The organism is Stappia sp. TSB10P1A (assembly GCF_900185725.1).
Classification (GTDB): domain Bacteria; phylum Pseudomonadota; class Alphaproteobacteria; order Rhizobiales; family Stappiaceae; genus Stappia.
The window spans coordinates 116,955-133,648 of record NZ_FYAU01000016.1; the positions used below are offsets into that span (position 1 = coordinate 116,955).

Sequence of the window (16,694 nt, forward strand, 5' to 3'; positions counted from 1 at the left end):
GACGTGTGGACATTGCGTCCGGGCAGGAGGCGTAGCCGCCGATCACATCGGCGAAGCAGTCACAACTGGCACCCCGCTTCAAAGCGCCGATGAACCGGCGACGTCCATTCGCGCTTCTGCCGATCCCCACTTGACGCCAGAGCCGAGGTTTTGTTCGATCCCGCCCCGGACCATAAGGGCGGGTCCACGGAGAACACGATGAAACGCATGCTGCAGATGATCCTTGCCGCCGTCATGCTGACGCTTGCCGGAACGGCCGCGTCCCTGGCCGGCGAAGTCGAGGCGACCATTGTCGAGATTCGTCCCGACGCATCGGTGATGGTGCTGTCGGACGGCCAGACCTATGCCATCCCGGTCGACTTCTTCGTCGACGACCTGAAGACCGGCATGCGGGTGCTGGTGTTCTACGACGAGACGACCAGCAACCGCATGCTGACCGACGTCCAGATCCTCGACTGACCGCCTCCGGCGGTCAGACCCACTCTATCTCCCCGTCCTTCCAGACGAGAAACCGATCCTGCGGGATGTCGAGCGTCGGGATGTCCTGAGGCGGCATCGGCAGCAGGCGGCCTTGCAGCACGCGCATCACTCCGCCGTGGGAGACCACCACGGCGGGGTGCGTGATCGTGGCGAGCCAAGCGTCGATCCGGCTCGACAGCATCCGGTAGCTTTCGCCCTCCGGCGGCACGAACCCCCACTTGTCGGCCTTTCTGGCCGCGGCCTGTTCCGGGGAGCGCGCGGCGATCTCGGGAATTGTATAGCCTTCCCAGGCGCCGAAGGTGATCTCCCGCAGCCGTTCATCGCGCTGGTAGAGATCCGTCGGCAGGTCGAGTTCGCCAAAGATCAGATCCATGGTTTCGACCGCCCGCGACAGGGGCGAGACGAAATAGGACAGGTCCTGCAGCGAGATGTCCTGTTCCTTCAGGTAGTCCCGCAGGGCGGCGCCATTGCGCCTGGCCTGGTCGCGTCCCGTGTCGTTGAGCGGGATGTCGCGCTGCCCCTGCATCCGGCCTTCGGCATTCCAGTCCGTCTGCCCGTGGCGGATGAAGATCATGAAGGGGGGAGCGAAGCGGGCCGCACCCGCCCCGGAATTGTTCCCGGACTTGTTCATTGCACCTCCGAAGACGCGCCATCGCGGCCGACGCTCACCCGCCCTTGCGGACAGGGGGACCGCTGTTCGGCGCTCTTGCCATTTCGGGAAAGGTCAGTCCTTGACCACCGAGATGTCGGGAGCATCGACTGCCTTCATGCCGACAATGTGGTAGCCGCAATCGACGTGCTGGATTTCGCCGGTGACACCGCGCCCAAGGTCCGACAGCAGGAACAGGGCGGCATCGCCCACCTCCTCGATCGTGACCGTGCGGCGCAGCGGGGCGTTGTACTCGTTCCACTTGAGGATGTAGCGGAAGTCGCCGATGCCCGAGGCGGCGAGCGTCTTGATCGGGCCGGCCGAGATCGCGTTGACGCGGATCGCGCCCTTGCCGAGGTCCGCCGCGAGATAACGCACGCTCGCCTCAAGCGCCGCCTTGGCGACGCCCATGACGTTGTAATGCGGCATCACCTTCTCGGCGCCGTAATAGGTGAGCGTCAGCATCGAGCCGCCGTCGGTCATCAGCTTCTCGGCGCGCTGCGCGACGGACGTGAAGGAGTAGCAGGAGATCTGCATCGTGTTGCGGAAGTTCTCCGCCGAAGTATCGACATAGCGACCGGTCAGTTCGTCCTTGTCGGAGAAGGCGACCGCGTGCACGAGAAAGTCGATCTTTCCCCACATCTCTTCGAGGCGGGCGAAGACGGCATCGATGGTGGTCTCGTCCAGCACATCGCAATGACCGACCACCTGTGCGCCCAGTTCGGCGGCCAGCGGCTCCACCCGCTTGCGCAGCGCATCGCCCTGATAGGTCAACGCGATCTCCGCGCCGGCATCGGCGAGCGCCTTGGCGATCCCCCAAGCGATGGACCGATTGTTCGCGACACCCATAATAAGGCCGCGCTTCCCAGCCATCAGTCCCTGCGTCATCGCCATGCTCAAGTCTCCAGCAAGTCCATACACGCGGCGTTCGCCATACGGGCCGAACGCCAACCGCCCCGCACCGCAACCGGCAGTCCGGGACGGTTCCTATGGCACAGCCCCCCCACCGCTTCAAGCCATCGCCAGCCGCCTGTCCCACATCGACTGCTTCGTAAAATGTGATATGCGTGACCCTCCACGCTCCCTGTCCTCGTTTTCCAGATCCCGGTCCAGCCATGTCCGACGCCAGCCTCCTCGCCCCGCTCATCGACATTGTCGGGCCGCGCAACGCCCTGACCGACCCTGCCGATACAGCCCCCTATCTGCGGGAATGGCGCGATCTCTATCAGGGGCGCACACCGGTCGTGCTGCGGCCGGGCTCGCGCGAGGAAGTGTCGGCGATCCTTGCCCATGCCGACAGGACAGGCCTGAAGATCGTGCCGCAGGGCGGCAATACCGGGCTCGTCGGCGGGCAAATTCCCGATGATTCCGCTACGGAAATCGTGCTCAGCCTCGGCCGACTGAACCGCATCCGCGATGTCGATGCGCAGGGCTATACGATGACCGTGGAGGCCGGGTGCACGCTGCAGGCGATCCATGACGCAGCCGGAGAGGTCGACCGCTTCTTCCCGCTGACGCTCGGCTCGCAAGGCTCCTGCCAGATCGGCGGCAACATCGCGACGAATGCCGGCGGCACCGCGGTCCTTGCCTATGGCAATACCCGCGACCTCGTTCTCGGACTGGAGGTCGTGCTCGCCGACGGCCGTGTCGTCGACGGTCTCCGGGGCCTGCGCAAGGACAATACCGGTTACGATCTGAAACAATTATTTATCGGCTCGGAAGGCACGCTCGGCATCCTCACGGCGGCGGTCCTGAAGCTCTATCCGCGCCCGCGCGCGCAGGATGTCGCCTTCGTCGGACTGGCCTCGCCGCAGGACGCGCTGGAGCTGTTCACCCGCGCCAGGGCCCGCGCCGGTGCCATGCTGACCGGGTTCGAACTGATGCCGCGCGTCGGGCTGGAGTTTTCCGTCCGCCACCTTGCCGGTGCGCGCGACCCGCTGCAGGCCCCCTCGCCCTGGTACGTGCTGATGGAGCTTTCCTCCGGCACGGACGGCGAGGAAGGCGAAAACCCGACCCGCATCCTGATGGAGACCATTCTCGGCGAGGCTTATGAAGCCGGACTGGTCGAAGATGCCGCCCTTGCCGAATCGGTCGCCCAAGCCTCCGCCTTCTGGCATTTGCGGCACGGCATGTCGGAGGTGCAGCGCGAAGAAGGCGGCTCGATCAAGCACGACGTCTCCGTCCCCGTCGCCAGCGTTCCGGCCTTTCTCGACGAGGCGATCGCCGCCGTCGAGGCCATGGTGCCCGGCTGCCGGCCGGTGCCGTTCGGCCACATGGGCGATGGCAACATCCACTTCAACGTCAGCCAGCCGGTCGGCGCCGACAAGGCCGCCTATCTGGCGCGCTGGGACGAGATGAACGACCTCGTTCACGGCATCGTCCTGAAATATGGCGGATCGATCTCGGCCGAACACGGGATCGGGCGGCTGAAGCGGGACCTGCTCGCGCAGGTCAAGTCCCCGGTCGAGCTGGAGCTGATGCGCCGGATCAAGGCGGCCTTCGATCCTAACAACACGCTCAACCCTGGGCGTATTCTCTGACCGTCAGAACAGGTCGAGCTGGCCGGCCGCGGGTCCGGCCGGCTGCTCCTTCGCTGTCTTTCCGACCGATGCCTCGCGCGACGACGGCGCCGGTCCGCCTGGCGTCTTCTCAAGGGTGATCGGCGCGGTCAGGGCTTCGTCGTCATCGCGGGCCGAATTGACCCTCCGCGACACCGGAACGGCCTCGAAGAAATCGTCCGGCGCCGGTTTGAGCAAGGCGACCGCCTCCTTGACCGGCGTGCCGCCGACATCGAGCCAGGCGTCGAAGTCCGGTCGCGCGATCACGGCCGGCATCCGGTGATGGATCGGCGCCAGCGCGCCGTTCGCCGGAACGGTCAGCAAGGCCCCGGTCTCGATCTCGCCGCCATCCGGATCGCACCACTCTTCCCAAAGACCGGCCAGGGCGACGAGGCCTCCCTGACGGGGCCGTATGTACCAGGGTTGCTTGGAGCCATCCTCGGCAAGGTGCCATTCGTAATAGCCGCTGGCCGGCACGAGGCAGCGGCGATGGCGAATAGCCGCGCGGAACGAGGGCTTGTCCGCAACCGTCTCCGCCCTTGCATTGACCAGCAGCGAGAAGGTCGAGGGATCCTTCACCCATCCCGGCACCAGCCCCCAGCGCACCAGGGCAAAGCGTCTCGCCCCATGGGCCTGGCGGATGGTCGCGATAGGCTGGGTCGGCGCGATGTTGAAGCGCGGGGGCATGCCCTCGGCGCCCGGCGCGGCGCCGAGATAGTCGAAGACGCTGCGCAACTCCTCCGAAGAGGCCTTGAGGGCAAAACGGCCGCACATGAGATCCCGATCCTGTTGCCGGTCGCCGCCGGACCATCGTTTCAAGTTGCCAGTTATCGTATTCGCGCAATTAGGCAAATCGAAACCCCATGCAGTTAAAACTGCCGAGATGAGTTCGTCAAAGGACGTCAAATGAGCCTCGCGGAACCGACATTGGGAGAAGGGCACCTATCGGCTGAGCGGCTCCTTGCGGCGAACATCAATCCGCGCACGGGGCTTGCCACCGATTACCTCAATCATTTCAACGAGGTGGTGATGCTGCTCGAGATGCTCCCGGACATGCCGGAATGCGCCGAGGACGTTCTTGACTGGCAGCCGCTCAGCTATGAGCAGCATTTCGAGGCCTCGAACTTCGCCGAGAAGCATCTGGCGATCGAGGCGTTCCAGGCGGCCCCTTCCACCGTGCGCAAGGCACTGAAGGACGTTGTCGCGACCCTGGACACCGCCGTGTGCGAGAAGCAGGGCCGTTTGCGCGAAACCGACGATATCATGGCGGTGGCGCCGGCCGTCGCCCTGCAGACCGTTGAAGAGATCAAGCCGCTGATCGCCACCGCAAGCGCGATCATTCACGGCCATCTCGATGCGTCCGATGTTTCCGAGACGGACTCGCAAGCCTCGATCGACGCCCTGTTCGCTTGAGAGCCATGGGCGGTGCGAATCACCCACGGCTCGGGGTCAGCATTCTCCTGCAACAGCGGGACGAGGTGCTGCTGATCAAGCGTGGCAAGCCCCCCTTTGCCGGCCACTGGAGCCTGCCGGGCGGGACGGTCGAGTTCGGAGAGCGGCTGCGCGAGGCGGCGGCGCGCGAACTCTTCGAAGAGACCGGGCTGTCGGCGCAACTGGAGCCGGTACCGGTCGAGATCGTCGAACTGGTGCCCGACACCGCCACCGGGACACGCCATTTCGTCATCGCCATCTTCCTCGCCCGCCAGCCGGAAGGCAGGCTGCGGCCCGGCGACGACGCCGCGGATGCCGCCTTTTTCGGTGCCGACACCCTCGGCGGGCTCTCCATGACGCCAGGAACCGCCGCGCGGATCCTCCGCCTGATCGGCGGCCTGCGCCCCGAATGAGGCGCGCCGCCTCCCCTTGCGGAACGAACCGGGACAGCGCATCTTGCCGGCCATGACCCGCCGACCCCGTTCCGCTTCCGGCTCCAAGCGCCTGCGAGCACTCGCCCTGCCGCTGGCCGTCCTGCTCCTTGCCGGGCTGGGGCATCCTGCCCTCGCCCAGGTGCCTCCCCGCACCGACGACCCGCCCTACGAGGCCGATCTGATGCGGCTTTCGGAGATCCTTGGCGCCCTCCATTACCTTCGCCCGCTCTGCGGGTCCCCGGACGGCAGCGTCTGGCGCGACCAGATGGAGGCGCTGCTGGAGGCGGAAGTGCAGGATGACGAGCGCAGGCGGCGCTTCATCGAGCGCTTCAACCAGGGTTATCGCGGCTTTTCCTCGGTCTATCTCAAGTGCACGCCAGCGGCCGAAGCCGCACTTGCGCGGTATATCGAGGAGGGCAGCGCCCTGACCCGCAATGTCACCACCCGCTACAACCGCTGAATTGCTAAACCGGCGTTAACCATATTCCGCGGATTTTAACGAACGAGTTAAGCTTTTCTTTACGGTCCCGCCGCGACTCACGCAAAGTGAGCGCATCAAAATGCCACGCCTTTTCCGGGGCGGAGGCCAGCAGGCGGGCCGAAATGCGCGACACCGACAACACCGACGCCGAGTTCGACGAGGCGACAGCCACCGACCAGGACATCCGGCGGATGGCGCTCGGCTATATCGACCATGCCTTCGCCGAGGCCGTGGCCGACGGTCTCGATTCGGCGGCGGTGGCGCATGCCGCCTTGTTTACAGCCTTTGCCGACCTTGTCATGACCTTTGGCGAGGAAGCCGTCGCGCAACTGGCGGAAGGCCTGCCGGAGCGGGTCCGGCGCGGCGACTACACCCTGTTCAAGCCCATGCATTGATCCGCCGCGCCTTTCGCGCGGCGCTTGTCGAGACGTCAGGGCAACCCACCTGACCGCCAAACCTTGGGCCCTGCTCCTACAGATACAGATGGGCGAAGATCGCGAGGCCGAACAGACAGAGCGTGCCGCCCGCCACACGGTTGATCCACAGCAGCCAGGTATCGTTCATCCGCTCGCGAAGATAGGACACGAGCGAGGCAAGAACGATCCACCAGCCCAGCGCCCCGGCCAGCACGCCGGCAACGAGAAACACCGCCCCCATATAGTTTCCCGGATCGGGCGCCCAATCGCCCAGGCTTCCGAAGATCGCCAGAAACCCCAGAACGACGCCGGGATTGGTGATGGTCATCACGAAGCCGCCGGCGAGCCCCGCCGTGAACCCCTTGGGCGCAGCGGCGCCGGCCTCGAAATGCGGTCTGGTCATCAGGACGCGAAGGCCGAACAGGATCACGATCAGACCGCCCACCGACTGGATGATCCAGCTCTGCTTCTCCACGAAATCGGACACGACGGTCACGCCAAACGCCGCAAAGGCCGCATAGAGCCCATCGGCCAGTACAGCCCCCAGGCCTGCGGACAGTCCGGGCAACAGGCCGGATCGGAAAGAGCGCTGGATGACAGCAATATTGACGGGACCGACCGGAGCACTGGTGACAATGCCGATGCCGAGGCCGATGATGAAGAAGAAGATTGGTTCCTGCAAAAGCTACCGACCCTTTGCCCGCGGATGTGACCGCAGCTTGCCCTGTCGACAATCCCTATCCAAGGGCGCTGGCAAGCTCAACAGTCCGATAGAGACATTCGTGGATAGCCGCTTCGGGCGGCCGCCCATCCCTCGAAGGGCGTGACAAACCACATACCTTGCCAAGGCGCGATTCCACCGCCAGATCACTTGGTATAGGGTCGAGTTCCACGACCTCCCCCAACGACAGGAAGGATCGACATGCACCCTGTTCCCCCGCTCGCTGCCCTCCTGCTCGCCGTCGCTTTCGGCGGCCCGGCGGTCGCGGAGGCCGCAACCGTGAAGACGGAACGGATCCAGGTGGCGCCGAGCGAGGACCCCGCAGACGGGACGCGGATCCCGTCCGACGCGCTGGAGACGCCGGCAGCGCCCCCCGAGCCCGCCACCGACGCGTCCGGCGCGCCGGGCGTGCAGCCCGAGGCCCTGCCCGAGGTGCTCTACGGCGAGGCGGACCTGCCCAAGCCCGTCGCCCGCACCCGGGCCCAGTTGCTGGAAGCCGCCTATGCGGGCGACCTCGACCGCCTGCGCATGGTGCTGGAGGCCAACGAGATGATGCCGACGCTGACCTTCGGCGAGATGGACGACCCGATCGAGTTTCTCAAGGCCAGTTCCGGCGACGGCGAAGGCCTGGAGGTGATGGCGATCCTCACCGAGATCCTTGAGGCCGGCTATGTCCATGTCGACAAGGGCACGGCACAGGAAATGTATGTCTGGCCGTATTTCTCGCGCATCCCGCTGGCCCGGCTGACCCGGGAGCAGAAGGTCGAGATGTACCGGGTGGTCACGTCCGGGGATCTCGCCGACATGGAAGCCATGGGAGCCTGGACTTTCTATCGGGTCGGCATCGGCCCGGACGGCACCTTGCATTATTTCGTCGCCGGCGACTGAGCGAGCGGCGGGCCGCAAGCAAGCGCCGCCCCGCATCGGTCCTGTCGCGGCACGCCCCTCCAGGCGAGCGCCTATTGCCGCGTCATCACGACGAAATCGGTGCCAAGGCCCGAATGCAGGTTGAACGGCCGGTCGGTCACCATCAGCGACGAGCCGAGCGCCAGGTTCTCCTCGACGAAGGCGCGTGCCTCGTCGGTCCACTCGATCCGGTCGAGAATGGCGTTGGGTGAACGGCTGCCCGTTTCCTCCGCCGCAACGGTCATCCAGCGCGGCGCGGCGCCCGGTTCGACGTCGGCGATGGCCGTGAAGAGATGGGTGCCCAGCGGCTGATCCGCGTCCTTCAGCACCACGTTGCCGGAGTAAACCTCCTTGAAGTTGCGCCGCACATAAAGGCGACCGGTGGCAGGCCCCACCTCCCCGGCTTCGGCATAGAGGGCGCGCAGCACCAGGTCGGTCGGATTGCCGGTGATCGGCAGTTCTGCCCCCTCCTGGAACAGCCGGATGGCGGCACGGGTCTTTTGTCCCAGCACCCCGTCCACCGGTCCGGGACCATAGCCGAGACGGTCGAGCACGCGCTGCATGTCGCGGATGCGCTCCTGGGGCGATGCCGGCGTCACCAGGATGCGCAGCGGCTCGGTGGGAAGCTTCAGCCCGACATCGGCGGCACCGACGGACCCGACCGTCGCCGCATCGCCGTCCGTAACGGCGCCGGGCAGGCCGGGGCGCAGTTTCACGTCAAGGCTCGCGACCGCCATCGCCGGCAGGCGGAAGGCGGGCAAGGCCGAATGGCTGACCGCGCGCGGCTCGGCGCGTTTGCGGGTGACGATCACATGGGCACCGCGATCCGTCATCGAGAAAAGCTGCTGCGCGAAGCCGCGCGGCATCCGGATGCAGCCGTGCGAGGCCGGATAGTTCGGCACCACACCCTCATGCAGGGCAATGCCGGACCAGGTCAGGCGCTGCATGAAGGGCATCGGCGCGTTGTTGTAGAGATTGGAAAAATGCCGCCGGCGCTTTTCCAGGATGCTGAAAACCCCCGTCGGCGTGCCGTGCCCGCTCTTGCCGGACGAAATGCGGCTCGTCTCGACCAGGGTCGTCCCGCGATAGACCTCGAGCATCTGGTCGTCCAGTGACACGAGGATCTGCAAGGGCATGTCCGTGGCGGGCTCGGCATCCGTGCCGGCCGCCGCGCCGGCACCCGCGACTACGGTCATCGGCGCGGGATCGCGGGCGACCGCCGGGCCGCCGGAAATGGCCAAGGCTCCAGAGGCGGTCAGCATGGCGGCAAGGGCCAGCGGAAAGCGGCTCGCCACCGGGGACGTCTTGCGTGCGTTCTCGATCATTCGCCCAACCTTCAAAGTCTCGCGGATGCGACTTGGTCCGAAACCTAGCCGAAAGCCGTAAATCCCTCGTTATTTCCAGCAGATCCTTCGCATTCGGGGCCTCAACTTACCGTGATTGCCGTCACAGGCCTGCGTTTCCCGGCGCCGGGACCGATTCGCGACTGTCCACATGAAAGCGCCCATCAACACAAAAATAACCTTGCGCAGACCGGACAGTTCCTGATTGCGACTCAGGTCGCGATTCGGAATCGTTTAACCAAGACGGCCCCTCCGGCCGGGAAGCCCAGACGACAAGACAAATGATCGCGCCGCCCAAGTCGGGGCCGGCAAAGGAGATTGCCGTGTTCAAGTGCCAGAACAGCCAGAACCGCGCCAGCACCCCGCTCTTCACGGATATCAACGACATCCGCATGTCCGATTGCCCCGTCGAGGTCGACGCCCTGCCGGCGGTGAACAGGCTGCTGCAACATCATCCCTGCTTCCGCAACATGAGCGAGACCTTCGAGGCCGGGCTTTTCGACATTTTCGAGATGAATTTCGTGGAGTGCAATCCGGTCCAGGAGCGGGCCTTGCGCGAATTGGTGCATCTGCTGTCGCGGCGCATCCTCGACATCTTCGAGGCCTCGCTCCTGATGAAGCAGCTCGCGCTGGAGGACGGCACGGCGGTGCTGGCGAGCGGCCAGATCTCCGCCTTCATCGAGACCGCCCGAGAGGAGGCGCAAATCCAGTGCCTCGACATCAACGAGTTGCGGCCGGCCTCCGAGGACCTCGCCTATGCGGCGGTGCTCAGGACGATCTTCGAGGAACTGCGCGCCTATCTCGGCTTGCCGACGCTCGATCTCGAATTCCTCATCACCGACATCAAGACCTGCATGGATCTGGTGATCCAGCGGCATGTGTGGCGGCGCATCCGCATCGAGACGGAAACCCATCGCCGGGTCGGCGAGCAGATCGAATCGCTGATGGCGCTCGCCAGCGACGCGGGACACACCCGGATCCCCCGGCTCTTCACCATTCGCCCGATCCCGGCAAGCGCCCGCATCGCATCGATCACGGCAGTCTTCGGCAGCGGTCGCGGCTCCCTGCCCAGCCCGGCCTAAGCCCGTCCCCTCGCCCGTCCTGACCGACGCGTTCAGCCGCGCGGCAAGGCTTCGTGAAACAGCACCGGCTCGCCGGTCGAGGGCGCGGCGAGGTCCCCCTGCCACATGGCAAGGCGGCCCCGCACCATCGTGCCGACCGGCCAGCCCTGAACGGACGTGCCGTCATAGGGCGTCCAGCCGCATTTCGAGGCGATCCAGCCGTTGGAGATCGTCTCGCGGCGCTTCATGTCGACGATGGTGAAGTCGGCGTCATAGCCGAGCGCGATCCGCCCCTTGCGGGCGATGCCGAAGAGCCGCTGCGGCCCGGCCGAGGTCATGTCGACGAATCGGGCAAGGCTGAGCCGGCCGGCATTCACATGGTCGAGCATGATCGGCACCAGGGTCTGCACGCCGGTCATGCCGGAGGGCGAGGCCGGATAGTCCTTCCGCTTTTCCTCCAGAAGATGCGGCGCGTGGTCGGAGCCGAAAATATCCAGCAGCCCCTGCTCCAGGCCCCACCAGAGCCGGTCGCGATGGCGCTGTGCCCGCACCGGCGGGTTCATCTGCGCCAGCGTGCCGATCCGGTCATAGGCTTCGTCGGTCAGCGTCAGGTGGTGCGGCGTCACCTCGATGGAGGCGACATCCTTGTGCGGTATGAGGAAATCCACCTCCTCCGCGGTCGACAGATGCAGGATGTGGACGCGCGCTCCGACGGAGCGGGCGATGCCGACCAGCCGCTGCGTGCAGGTCAGCGCGGCGATCTCATCACGCCAGACCGGGTGCGAGCGGGGATCTCCCGGCCGGCGTTCGCCGGCGCGCTCGCGCAGGCGGAACTCGTCCTCGCTGTGAAAGGCCGCACGCCGCCGCGTCTTCGACAGGATGCGGGCAACGCCCTCATCGTCCTCCACCAGCAGATCGCCGGTCGAGGATCCCATGAACACCTTGATGCCGGCGGCTCCCGGCAACCGCTCCAGTTCGGGCAGGTCGTCGACATTGTCGCGCGTGCCGCCCACCCAGAAGGCGAAATCGCAATGCATCCGGTGCCGGCCGCGAGATACCTTGTCTTCCAGCGCTGCGGCGCTGGTCGTCAGCGGATTGGTGTTGGGCATCTCGAACACGGCGGTGACGCCGCCCATCACCGCGGCGCGCGAGCCGGATTCAAGGTCTTCCTTGTGCTCCAGTCCGGGCTCGCGGAAATGCACCTGCGTGTCGATCACCCCGGGAAGAACGTGCAGGCCCCGGCAGTCGACCACCTCACCGGCCGAGGTTTCGGCAAAGCTGCCGATCCCGGCGATCCGGCCGGCGGAAACGGCGATATCCCGCTCGATCGCACCGTCCTGATTGACGACGGTGCCTCCCTTCAGGACGAGATCGAACGTAGGGGACATGCGGCGCTCCTTGCTGCCTGGACCTGATCGATTGCATGAACGGCGAGCCGCTCAGGCCCCAGTTCATACAGGAGATCCGGCTCGACCGCACGCCAGCGTGCGCAACGTCCTTCCAGCGGCTCGGAGGCAAAGGCCCGCCCGCCGTGGTCGAGGCAGTCGGAGAGATAGAGCGTCGGCGCCTGGCCGTCGTCGGCGAAACGGAAGGCGAAGATCCGCGCGCCATCGCTGAAGGCGCAGGTGAGGCGGATCGGCTGGCCGGCCGTCCCGCGCCGCCCGGCGATCGCCATGAGCTGTGCCAGCGTCGTGCGAAGCGCGGTCGGCGCATCCTCGTCGAGGCCGTTGGACAGCATCATCAGGAAGAACAGCTCCGAATCGGTCGTGCCCCGGCGCAAAGCGTAGTAGTCGTCGGCGATCACCGCCTCCATGTCGCGCCGCAGATGGCCGAAATTGCCGATGCCGCCGTTGTGCATGAAGGCCCAGCGCCCATGGGTGAAGGGATGGCAGTTCTCGCGGGAGGAGGCGCCGGTCGTCGCCGCCCGCACATGCGCCAGGAAGAGGCCCGAGCGCACCAGCCGGCAGATGCTCGGCAGATTGGTGTCGGCCCAGGCCGGCAGCACGTCCTTGAACAGGCCGGGTTCGGGAAGGTGGCCGTACCAGGCGATGCCGAAACCGTCGCCATTGACGCGCAGCTTCGCCTCCTGGGCATCCTGGCTCTGCACCAGCAGCGAGTGGCGCGGACGGGCGATGATGTTTTCCAGCGGAATTTCGGCACCGATATAGGCAGCCAGGCGACACATGTCAGCAAACCCCAGAAACCGCCGGACATGCCGGCTGCAGGCCAGAAAGTGGAGTACGAGTCCGGTGAGGATGGTAATGTCAATGGGGTAACAAACCGTGTCGAATTTTCGGCATCCGGTCCCGCCCTCAGGCTTTTGTGCGAATTTCCCACCGAGCGGCCACGGAGCCCGCCCTCCCCTTGTTGGCCGCGCCGTTCAGGCCTAAGTCGCCAGAAACGGATTGCGGTCGGCATGAGTCGGACTGCACCATCGGCCTTCACCGCGACGAGATCGAAGGAGCGGCCACGCGATGAGTGAAGACACTTGCAGGACGGATCCCGCCCCGGCCACCGGCCAGGGGGCAGAGACCGTCTTCGTTCCCCTTCCCGCACGCGCCGTGCTTCGCGTCGCGGGGGCGGACGCACACGGCTTCCTGCAGAACCTTTTGACCTGCGACATGGACGCCGTCGATGCGACCGGAGCCGGCTATGGCGCCCTGCTGACGCCGCAGGGCAAGATCCTGTTCGACTTCCTGGTGATGCCGACCGACGGCGGCTATCTCCTCGACACCTGGCGAGAGACGGCAAGCGAGCTGGCGCGCCGGCTCGGCTTCTACAAGCTGCGCTCGAAGGTGGACATCGCCGATGCCAGCGAGACGCTGACGGTCGCAGCGGCCTTCGGGCGCAAGCCGGAGGCGGAGAGCTGCCTCGTCGTCGCCGACCCCCGCCTTGCCGGGTTCGGCTGGCGCGTGATCGGCCCGCCCGCCATCGTCGGCGCCCTTGCCGGTGGCGAGACCGAGGCGAGCTACCACGCGCGCCGCGTTGCCTTCGGCCTGCCGGAAGCGCCGTTCGATTTCGCGCTCGGTGATGCCTTCCCGCATGACGCGGACATGGACGATCTCAACGGCGTCGCCTTCGACAAGGGCTGCTTCATCGGCCAGGAAGTGGTCAGCCGCATGCGCCATCGCGGCACGGCGCGGCGCCGCATCGTCCAGGTGACCGGCGCGCGCGACCTGCCCGCCACGGGAACGGAGATCCTCGCCGGCGACAGGCCGGCCGGGACGCTGGGGACCGTCGCCGGCGGCGCTGGCCTCGCGCTTGTCAGGCTCGACCGGATCGCCCAGGCCCGGGCTCGCGGCGAGCCGGTGACGGCGGGCGGCGTGCCGCTGGAGCCGGCCTTGCCGGCGTTCGCCCGCTTCGCCTGGCCGGAGCCCTCCGCCAGCGCCGAGACAGCCGAATGACGGCGGGCGCCGCGATGCCCCGTCCGGCACGAAAGAAGCCGGAGCCCGCGCGGGCCTGGCAGCGCATGCTGTCCGGCCGGCGGCTGGACCTGCTCGACCCCTCGCCGCTCGATGTCGAGATCGAGGACATCGCTCACGGCCTTGCGCGCGTCGCGCGCTGGAACGGCCAGACGGTCGGCGACCACGCCTTCTCCGTCGCCGAGCATTCGCTGCTGGTGGAGCGGCTCGCGCTGCGGATCGAGCCCGGACTTTCGCCGGAAAGCCGCCTGACGATCCTGCTGCACGATGCCCCCGAATATGTCATCGGCGACATGATCTCGCCGTTCAAGGCGGTGATGGGCGGCAGCTACAAGGAGATCGAGGCGCGGCTGCAGGCCGCGATCCATCTGCGGTTCTCCCTGCCCGCGACGACGCCGGCGGTCCTGCGCAAGCTGACCAAGAAGGCCGACCACATCGCCGCCTATTTCGAGGCGGTGGAACTGGCCGGCTTCGACGACGAGGAGGCCGTCCGGCTGTTCGGCGCGCCGACGGGGTTTCCGACGCGGCGCGGCCAGCCGCCCCGACTCGGCCTGCGCGCCTTGCCGGCGGCGGACGCACAAAGACTGTTCCTCGAACGATTTTCCGAGTTGGACCGACGCCGTTCCCCGTCCGGCCGGTGACAGGCCCCGCGTCACACCCTAAATAAATCGGAACCTGGAATATAGAACCTCACCGACCTCGCGAGGCGATGGGGCCGCACCGCAGACCGCCACCGGAGATGCCATGATAACCGTCTGTTCGCTCGCCCGTTTGCAGGACACCGTGGAGCGGACCGGCGCGCGCCGGATGATCACCTTGATCAATGCGGGAACGCGGGTGGATCGGCCCGAAATCATCACTACCGAGAACCATCTGTTCCTGGCCTTCAACGACATCACCGCCCCGGCGGAAGGGTTGACGCCTCCCGGCGAGGCGCATGTTCGCGACCTGCTCGATTTCGTTCACGACTGGGACCGGACGACGCCGATGGTGATCCACTGCTTCGCCGGCATCAGCCGGTCGACGGCGGCGGCCTTCATCACCACCTGCGCACTGGCGCCCACCGCCAATGAGATGGTCCTGGCGACGGCCCTGCGCCGCGCCTCCGCCTCGGCAACGCCGAACTCCCGGCTCGTCGCGCTCGCCGACGAGGTGCTCGGGCGCAACGGCCGCATGGTCGAGGCCGTCCGCTCCATCGGCCGGGGAGCCGATGCCTTCGAGGGCACGCCGTTCAGCCTGTCCGTCGCACCGCGCGACCCGCGCCCGGTTCCGGGGCGCGCATGATCGAGATCGGTCTCAACGCCGTCATCGTCTCCGTTGCCGCTCCCCAGCCGCAGGTTCTGACCATCGCGGCCCCTCCCGACACCCGCGCCCCCTCGCTCCCGTTCGGGCCCTTCGATCCGACCCGCCACCGGACCTTCGAGATCGGCCTGCGCGAATGGGTGGAGGAGCAGACCGCCTTGAAGCTCGGCTATGTCGAGCAGCTCTACACGTTCGGCGACCGGGGCCGTCACCACATCCATTCCGATGCCGGGCCGCATGTGGTTTCCGTCGGCTATCTCGCGCTGGCGCGCCAGACCCCGAAGTCCGACGAAACCCTGACCCAGCAGAACGCCCAATGGCGGTCTTGGTACTCGTTCTTCCCCTGGGAGGACTGGCGCGACGGCATGCCGGCCATCGTCGAGCGCGAGATCCTGCCCGCCCTGGAGCGATGGACGAATGCCCCCGTTCCCAGACACAGCCCGCCGCGCGGCAACACCCGCGAGGACCGGGTGCACCAGGCCTTCGCCATCACCGACGGGATGTGGAACGAGGAGCGCGTGCTCGACCGCTACGAGATGCTCTATGAAGCCGGGCTGCTGGAAGAGGCGCGCCGCGACGGGCGTCCCGCGGCGCAGGGGCGCGACAGCCTGCCGCCGCTCGGGCAGCCGATGCTGCACGATCACCGCAGGATCCTGGCGACCGCCATCTCGCGGCTGCGGACCAAGCTGAAATACCGGCCGCTGATCTTCGAGCTGATGCCGCATGTCTTCACCCTGACCGACCTGCAGCGCTGCGTCGAGGCGATCTCCGGCCGGCACATTCACAAGCAGAACTTCCGCCGGCTCGTCGAGAAGGGCGATCTGGTGGAGCCCACGGGCGAAACCTCGACCCAGACCGGCGGGCGCCCGGCTGCCCTGTTCCGCTTCCGCCACGAGGTCCTGAAGGAACGCCCGGCCCTCGGGCTGCGGGTCGGCGGGCGCTAGAGCATATTGAATCTGGGCCGATTTCTTATCGACCAGGTGGTTCCGCCCGATCGGAAAGCGCTCTAGCGCCCCGTCTTCTGCACATAGGTCTGCGTCGCCGCCTCGGCCTCTTCCAGCAGATCCCAGAGCTGCGCCACCTTGTCCGGCCCCATGGCTCGGCGCAGGGCGCCCTCAGCGCGGCGCCAGCCGGAAACTGCCACCTCGAACTCCGTCCGGCCGACCGCTGTCAGCGTAAAGCGGCGCTCGCGGCGGTCGGTCCCCGGCGCTCCCACGACCAGACCTGACGCATCGAGGCGCTCCAATGCACGGGTCAGGGTACTGCGGTCCGCCCCTACCACGTCGGTCAGCTCGGAAGCCGTCATCGCCTGGACTTCAGCAAGCGCAGCGAGAACGGCGAACTGCTGGGGCGTCAGGCCGCTGCCGCTGTCGGCGATGGCCCGCTCGTAGAGACGCGTGACGACACGTCCGGCCCGGTGGATGCGGTGACAGGAGCAAAGGAGGTTGGATGCCATGCAGCAGCCTATCACACCGACCCTATGCGTGCAT

The 16,694-nt window shown here is 66.8% G+C and carries 20 protein-coding genes; 12 read left to right on the forward strand and 8 right to left on the reverse strand.

Going from position 1 to position 16,694, the window contains the following annotated elements; all coding sequences use genetic code 11:
• Window positions 1–198: 198 nt before the first annotated feature.
• Window positions 199–459 carry a DUF1344 domain-containing protein gene (locus tag TSB10P1A_RS05475; protein WP_186386898.1) on the forward strand — a complete coding sequence of 87 codons (261 nt, stop codon included), beginning with the start codon at window positions 199–201 and terminating at the stop codon, window positions 457–459.
• Window positions 460–472: 13 nt separating this feature from the next.
• Here the strand turns inward: TSB10P1A_RS05475 and TSB10P1A_RS05480 are convergent, their stop codons facing one another.
• Complete coding sequence (locus TSB10P1A_RS05480; RefSeq protein WP_186386899.1) at window positions 473–1,111, reverse strand: histidine phosphatase family protein; 639 nt, start codon at window positions 1,109–1,111, stop codon at window positions 473–475.
• Between the two features lie 93 nt (window positions 1,112–1,204).
• The gene (fabI, locus tag TSB10P1A_RS05485) at window positions 1,205–2,023 is read right to left on the reverse strand and encodes an enoyl-ACP reductase FabI (RefSeq protein WP_186386900.1); all 819 of its coding nucleotides are present in this window, start codon (window positions 2,021–2,023) and stop codon (window positions 1,205–1,207) included.
• Window positions 2,024–2,244: 221 nt separating this feature from the next.
• On the opposite strand from fabI, the gene TSB10P1A_RS05490 reads away from it, so the two are divergent.
• Entirely contained in the window at window positions 2,245–3,669 is a 1,425-nt protein-coding gene (locus tag TSB10P1A_RS05490) for an FAD-binding oxidoreductase (protein WP_186386901.1), read from the forward strand.
• Between the two features lie 3 nt (window positions 3,670–3,672).
• On the opposite strand, the gene TSB10P1A_RS05495 is transcribed toward TSB10P1A_RS05490, so the two are convergent.
• Complete coding sequence (locus TSB10P1A_RS05495) at window positions 3,673–4,461, reverse strand: SOS response-associated peptidase (protein ID WP_186386902.1); 789 nt, start codon at window positions 4,459–4,461, stop codon at window positions 3,673–3,675.
• 132 nt (window positions 4,462–4,593) lie between these two features.
• Between TSB10P1A_RS05495 and TSB10P1A_RS05500 the strand changes: the two genes are divergently transcribed.
• The 4 genes from TSB10P1A_RS05500 to TSB10P1A_RS05515 all read left to right on the forward strand — a co-directional run bounded on the left by TSB10P1A_RS05500 (window position 4,594) and on the right by TSB10P1A_RS05515 (window position 6,428).
• A complete protein-coding gene (locus tag TSB10P1A_RS05500) occupies window positions 4,594–5,100 on the forward strand; it encodes a hypothetical protein (protein WP_186386903.1) in 507 nt (168 codons plus the stop codon).
• Window positions 5,101–5,105: 5 nt separating this feature from the next.
• Window positions 5,106–5,531 (forward strand): NUDIX hydrolase, encoded by a 426-nt coding sequence (locus tag TSB10P1A_RS05505; protein ID WP_186386904.1) that lies wholly within the window; start codon window positions 5,106–5,108, stop codon window positions 5,529–5,531.
• Window positions 5,532–5,583: 52 nt separating this feature from the next.
• Entirely contained in the window at window positions 5,584–6,012 is a 429-nt protein-coding gene (locus TSB10P1A_RS05510; protein ID WP_186386905.1) for a TIGR02301 family protein, read from the forward strand.
• A 143-nt stretch (window positions 6,013–6,155) separates the two neighbouring features.
• Window positions 6,156–6,428 carry a hypothetical protein gene (locus TSB10P1A_RS05515; RefSeq protein ID WP_186386906.1) on the forward strand — a complete coding sequence of 91 codons (273 nt, stop codon included), beginning with the start codon at window positions 6,156–6,158 and terminating at the stop codon, window positions 6,426–6,428.
• 76 nt (window positions 6,429–6,504) lie between these two features.
• Here the strand turns inward: TSB10P1A_RS05515 and TSB10P1A_RS05520 are convergent, their stop codons facing one another.
• A complete protein-coding gene (locus TSB10P1A_RS05520) occupies window positions 6,505–7,131 on the reverse strand; it encodes a LysE family translocator (RefSeq protein WP_186386907.1) in 627 nt (208 codons plus the stop codon).
• Between the two features lie 240 nt (window positions 7,132–7,371).
• Here TSB10P1A_RS05520 and TSB10P1A_RS05525 point away from each other — a divergent pair, with 240 nt between their 5' ends.
• Window positions 7,372–8,058, forward strand: coding sequence for a hypothetical protein (locus tag TSB10P1A_RS05525; protein ID WP_186386908.1), 687 nt, complete (start codon window positions 7,372–7,374; stop codon window positions 8,056–8,058).
• A 71-nt stretch (window positions 8,059–8,129) separates the two neighbouring features.
• Here the strand turns inward: TSB10P1A_RS05525 and TSB10P1A_RS05530 are convergent, their stop codons facing one another.
• Window positions 8,130–9,401, reverse strand: coding sequence for a L,D-transpeptidase family protein (locus tag TSB10P1A_RS05530; protein WP_186386909.1), 1,272 nt, complete (start codon window positions 9,399–9,401; stop codon window positions 8,130–8,132).
• A 299-nt stretch (window positions 9,402–9,700) separates the two neighbouring features.
• Between TSB10P1A_RS05530 and TSB10P1A_RS05535 the strand changes: the two genes are divergently transcribed.
• Complete coding sequence (locus TSB10P1A_RS05535) at window positions 9,701–10,501, forward strand: hypothetical protein (RefSeq protein WP_186386910.1); 801 nt, start codon at window positions 9,701–9,703, stop codon at window positions 10,499–10,501.
• Window positions 10,502–10,533: 32 nt separating this feature from the next.
• On the opposite strand, the gene TSB10P1A_RS05540 is transcribed toward TSB10P1A_RS05535, so the two are convergent.
• Together TSB10P1A_RS05540 and TSB10P1A_RS05545 are read right to left on the reverse strand one after the other, a co-directional pair.
• On the reverse strand, window positions 10,534–11,868 hold the full coding sequence (locus TSB10P1A_RS05540; protein WP_186386911.1) for a dihydroorotase: 1,335 nt from the start codon (window positions 11,866–11,868) through the stop codon (window positions 10,534–10,536).
• The gene (locus TSB10P1A_RS05545; protein WP_186386912.1) at window positions 11,841–12,665 is read right to left on the reverse strand and encodes a class II glutamine amidotransferase; all 825 of its coding nucleotides are present in this window, start codon (window positions 12,663–12,665) and stop codon (window positions 11,841–11,843) included. The genes TSB10P1A_RS05540 and TSB10P1A_RS05545 overlap by 28 nt, the downstream gene beginning before the upstream one ends.
• Before the next feature lie 289 nt (window positions 12,666–12,954).
• Between TSB10P1A_RS05545 and TSB10P1A_RS05550 the strand changes: the two genes are divergently transcribed.
• The 4 genes from TSB10P1A_RS05550 (at window position 12,955) to TSB10P1A_RS05565 (ending at window position 16,148) form a co-directional block, all read left to right on the forward strand.
• A complete protein-coding gene (locus tag TSB10P1A_RS05550; RefSeq protein WP_186386913.1) occupies window positions 12,955–13,884 on the forward strand; it encodes a folate-binding protein YgfZ in 930 nt (309 codons plus the stop codon).
• On the forward strand, window positions 13,881–14,543 hold the full coding sequence (locus TSB10P1A_RS05555) for a hydrolase (RefSeq protein ID WP_371515070.1): 663 nt from the start codon (window positions 13,881–13,883) through the stop codon (window positions 14,541–14,543). Before TSB10P1A_RS05550 ends, TSB10P1A_RS05555 begins: the two co-directional genes overlap by 4 nt.
• A 103-nt stretch (window positions 14,544–14,646) precedes the next feature.
• Entirely contained in the window at window positions 14,647–15,186 is a 540-nt protein-coding gene (locus tag TSB10P1A_RS05560; RefSeq protein ID WP_186386914.1) for a tyrosine phosphatase family protein, read from the forward strand.
• The gene (locus TSB10P1A_RS05565) at window positions 15,183–16,148 is read left to right on the forward strand and encodes an NAD regulator (protein ID WP_186386915.1); all 966 of its coding nucleotides are present in this window, start codon (window positions 15,183–15,185) and stop codon (window positions 16,146–16,148) included. The genes TSB10P1A_RS05560 and TSB10P1A_RS05565 overlap by 4 nt, the downstream gene beginning before the upstream one ends.
• Window positions 16,149–16,210: 62 nt before the next feature.
• Here the strand turns inward: TSB10P1A_RS05565 and TSB10P1A_RS05570 are convergent, their stop codons facing one another.
• The gene (locus tag TSB10P1A_RS05570) at window positions 16,211–16,660 is read right to left on the reverse strand and encodes a MarR family winged helix-turn-helix transcriptional regulator (RefSeq protein WP_186386916.1); all 450 of its coding nucleotides are present in this window, start codon (window positions 16,658–16,660) and stop codon (window positions 16,211–16,213) included.
• Window positions 16,661–16,694: the final 34 nt, after the last annotated feature.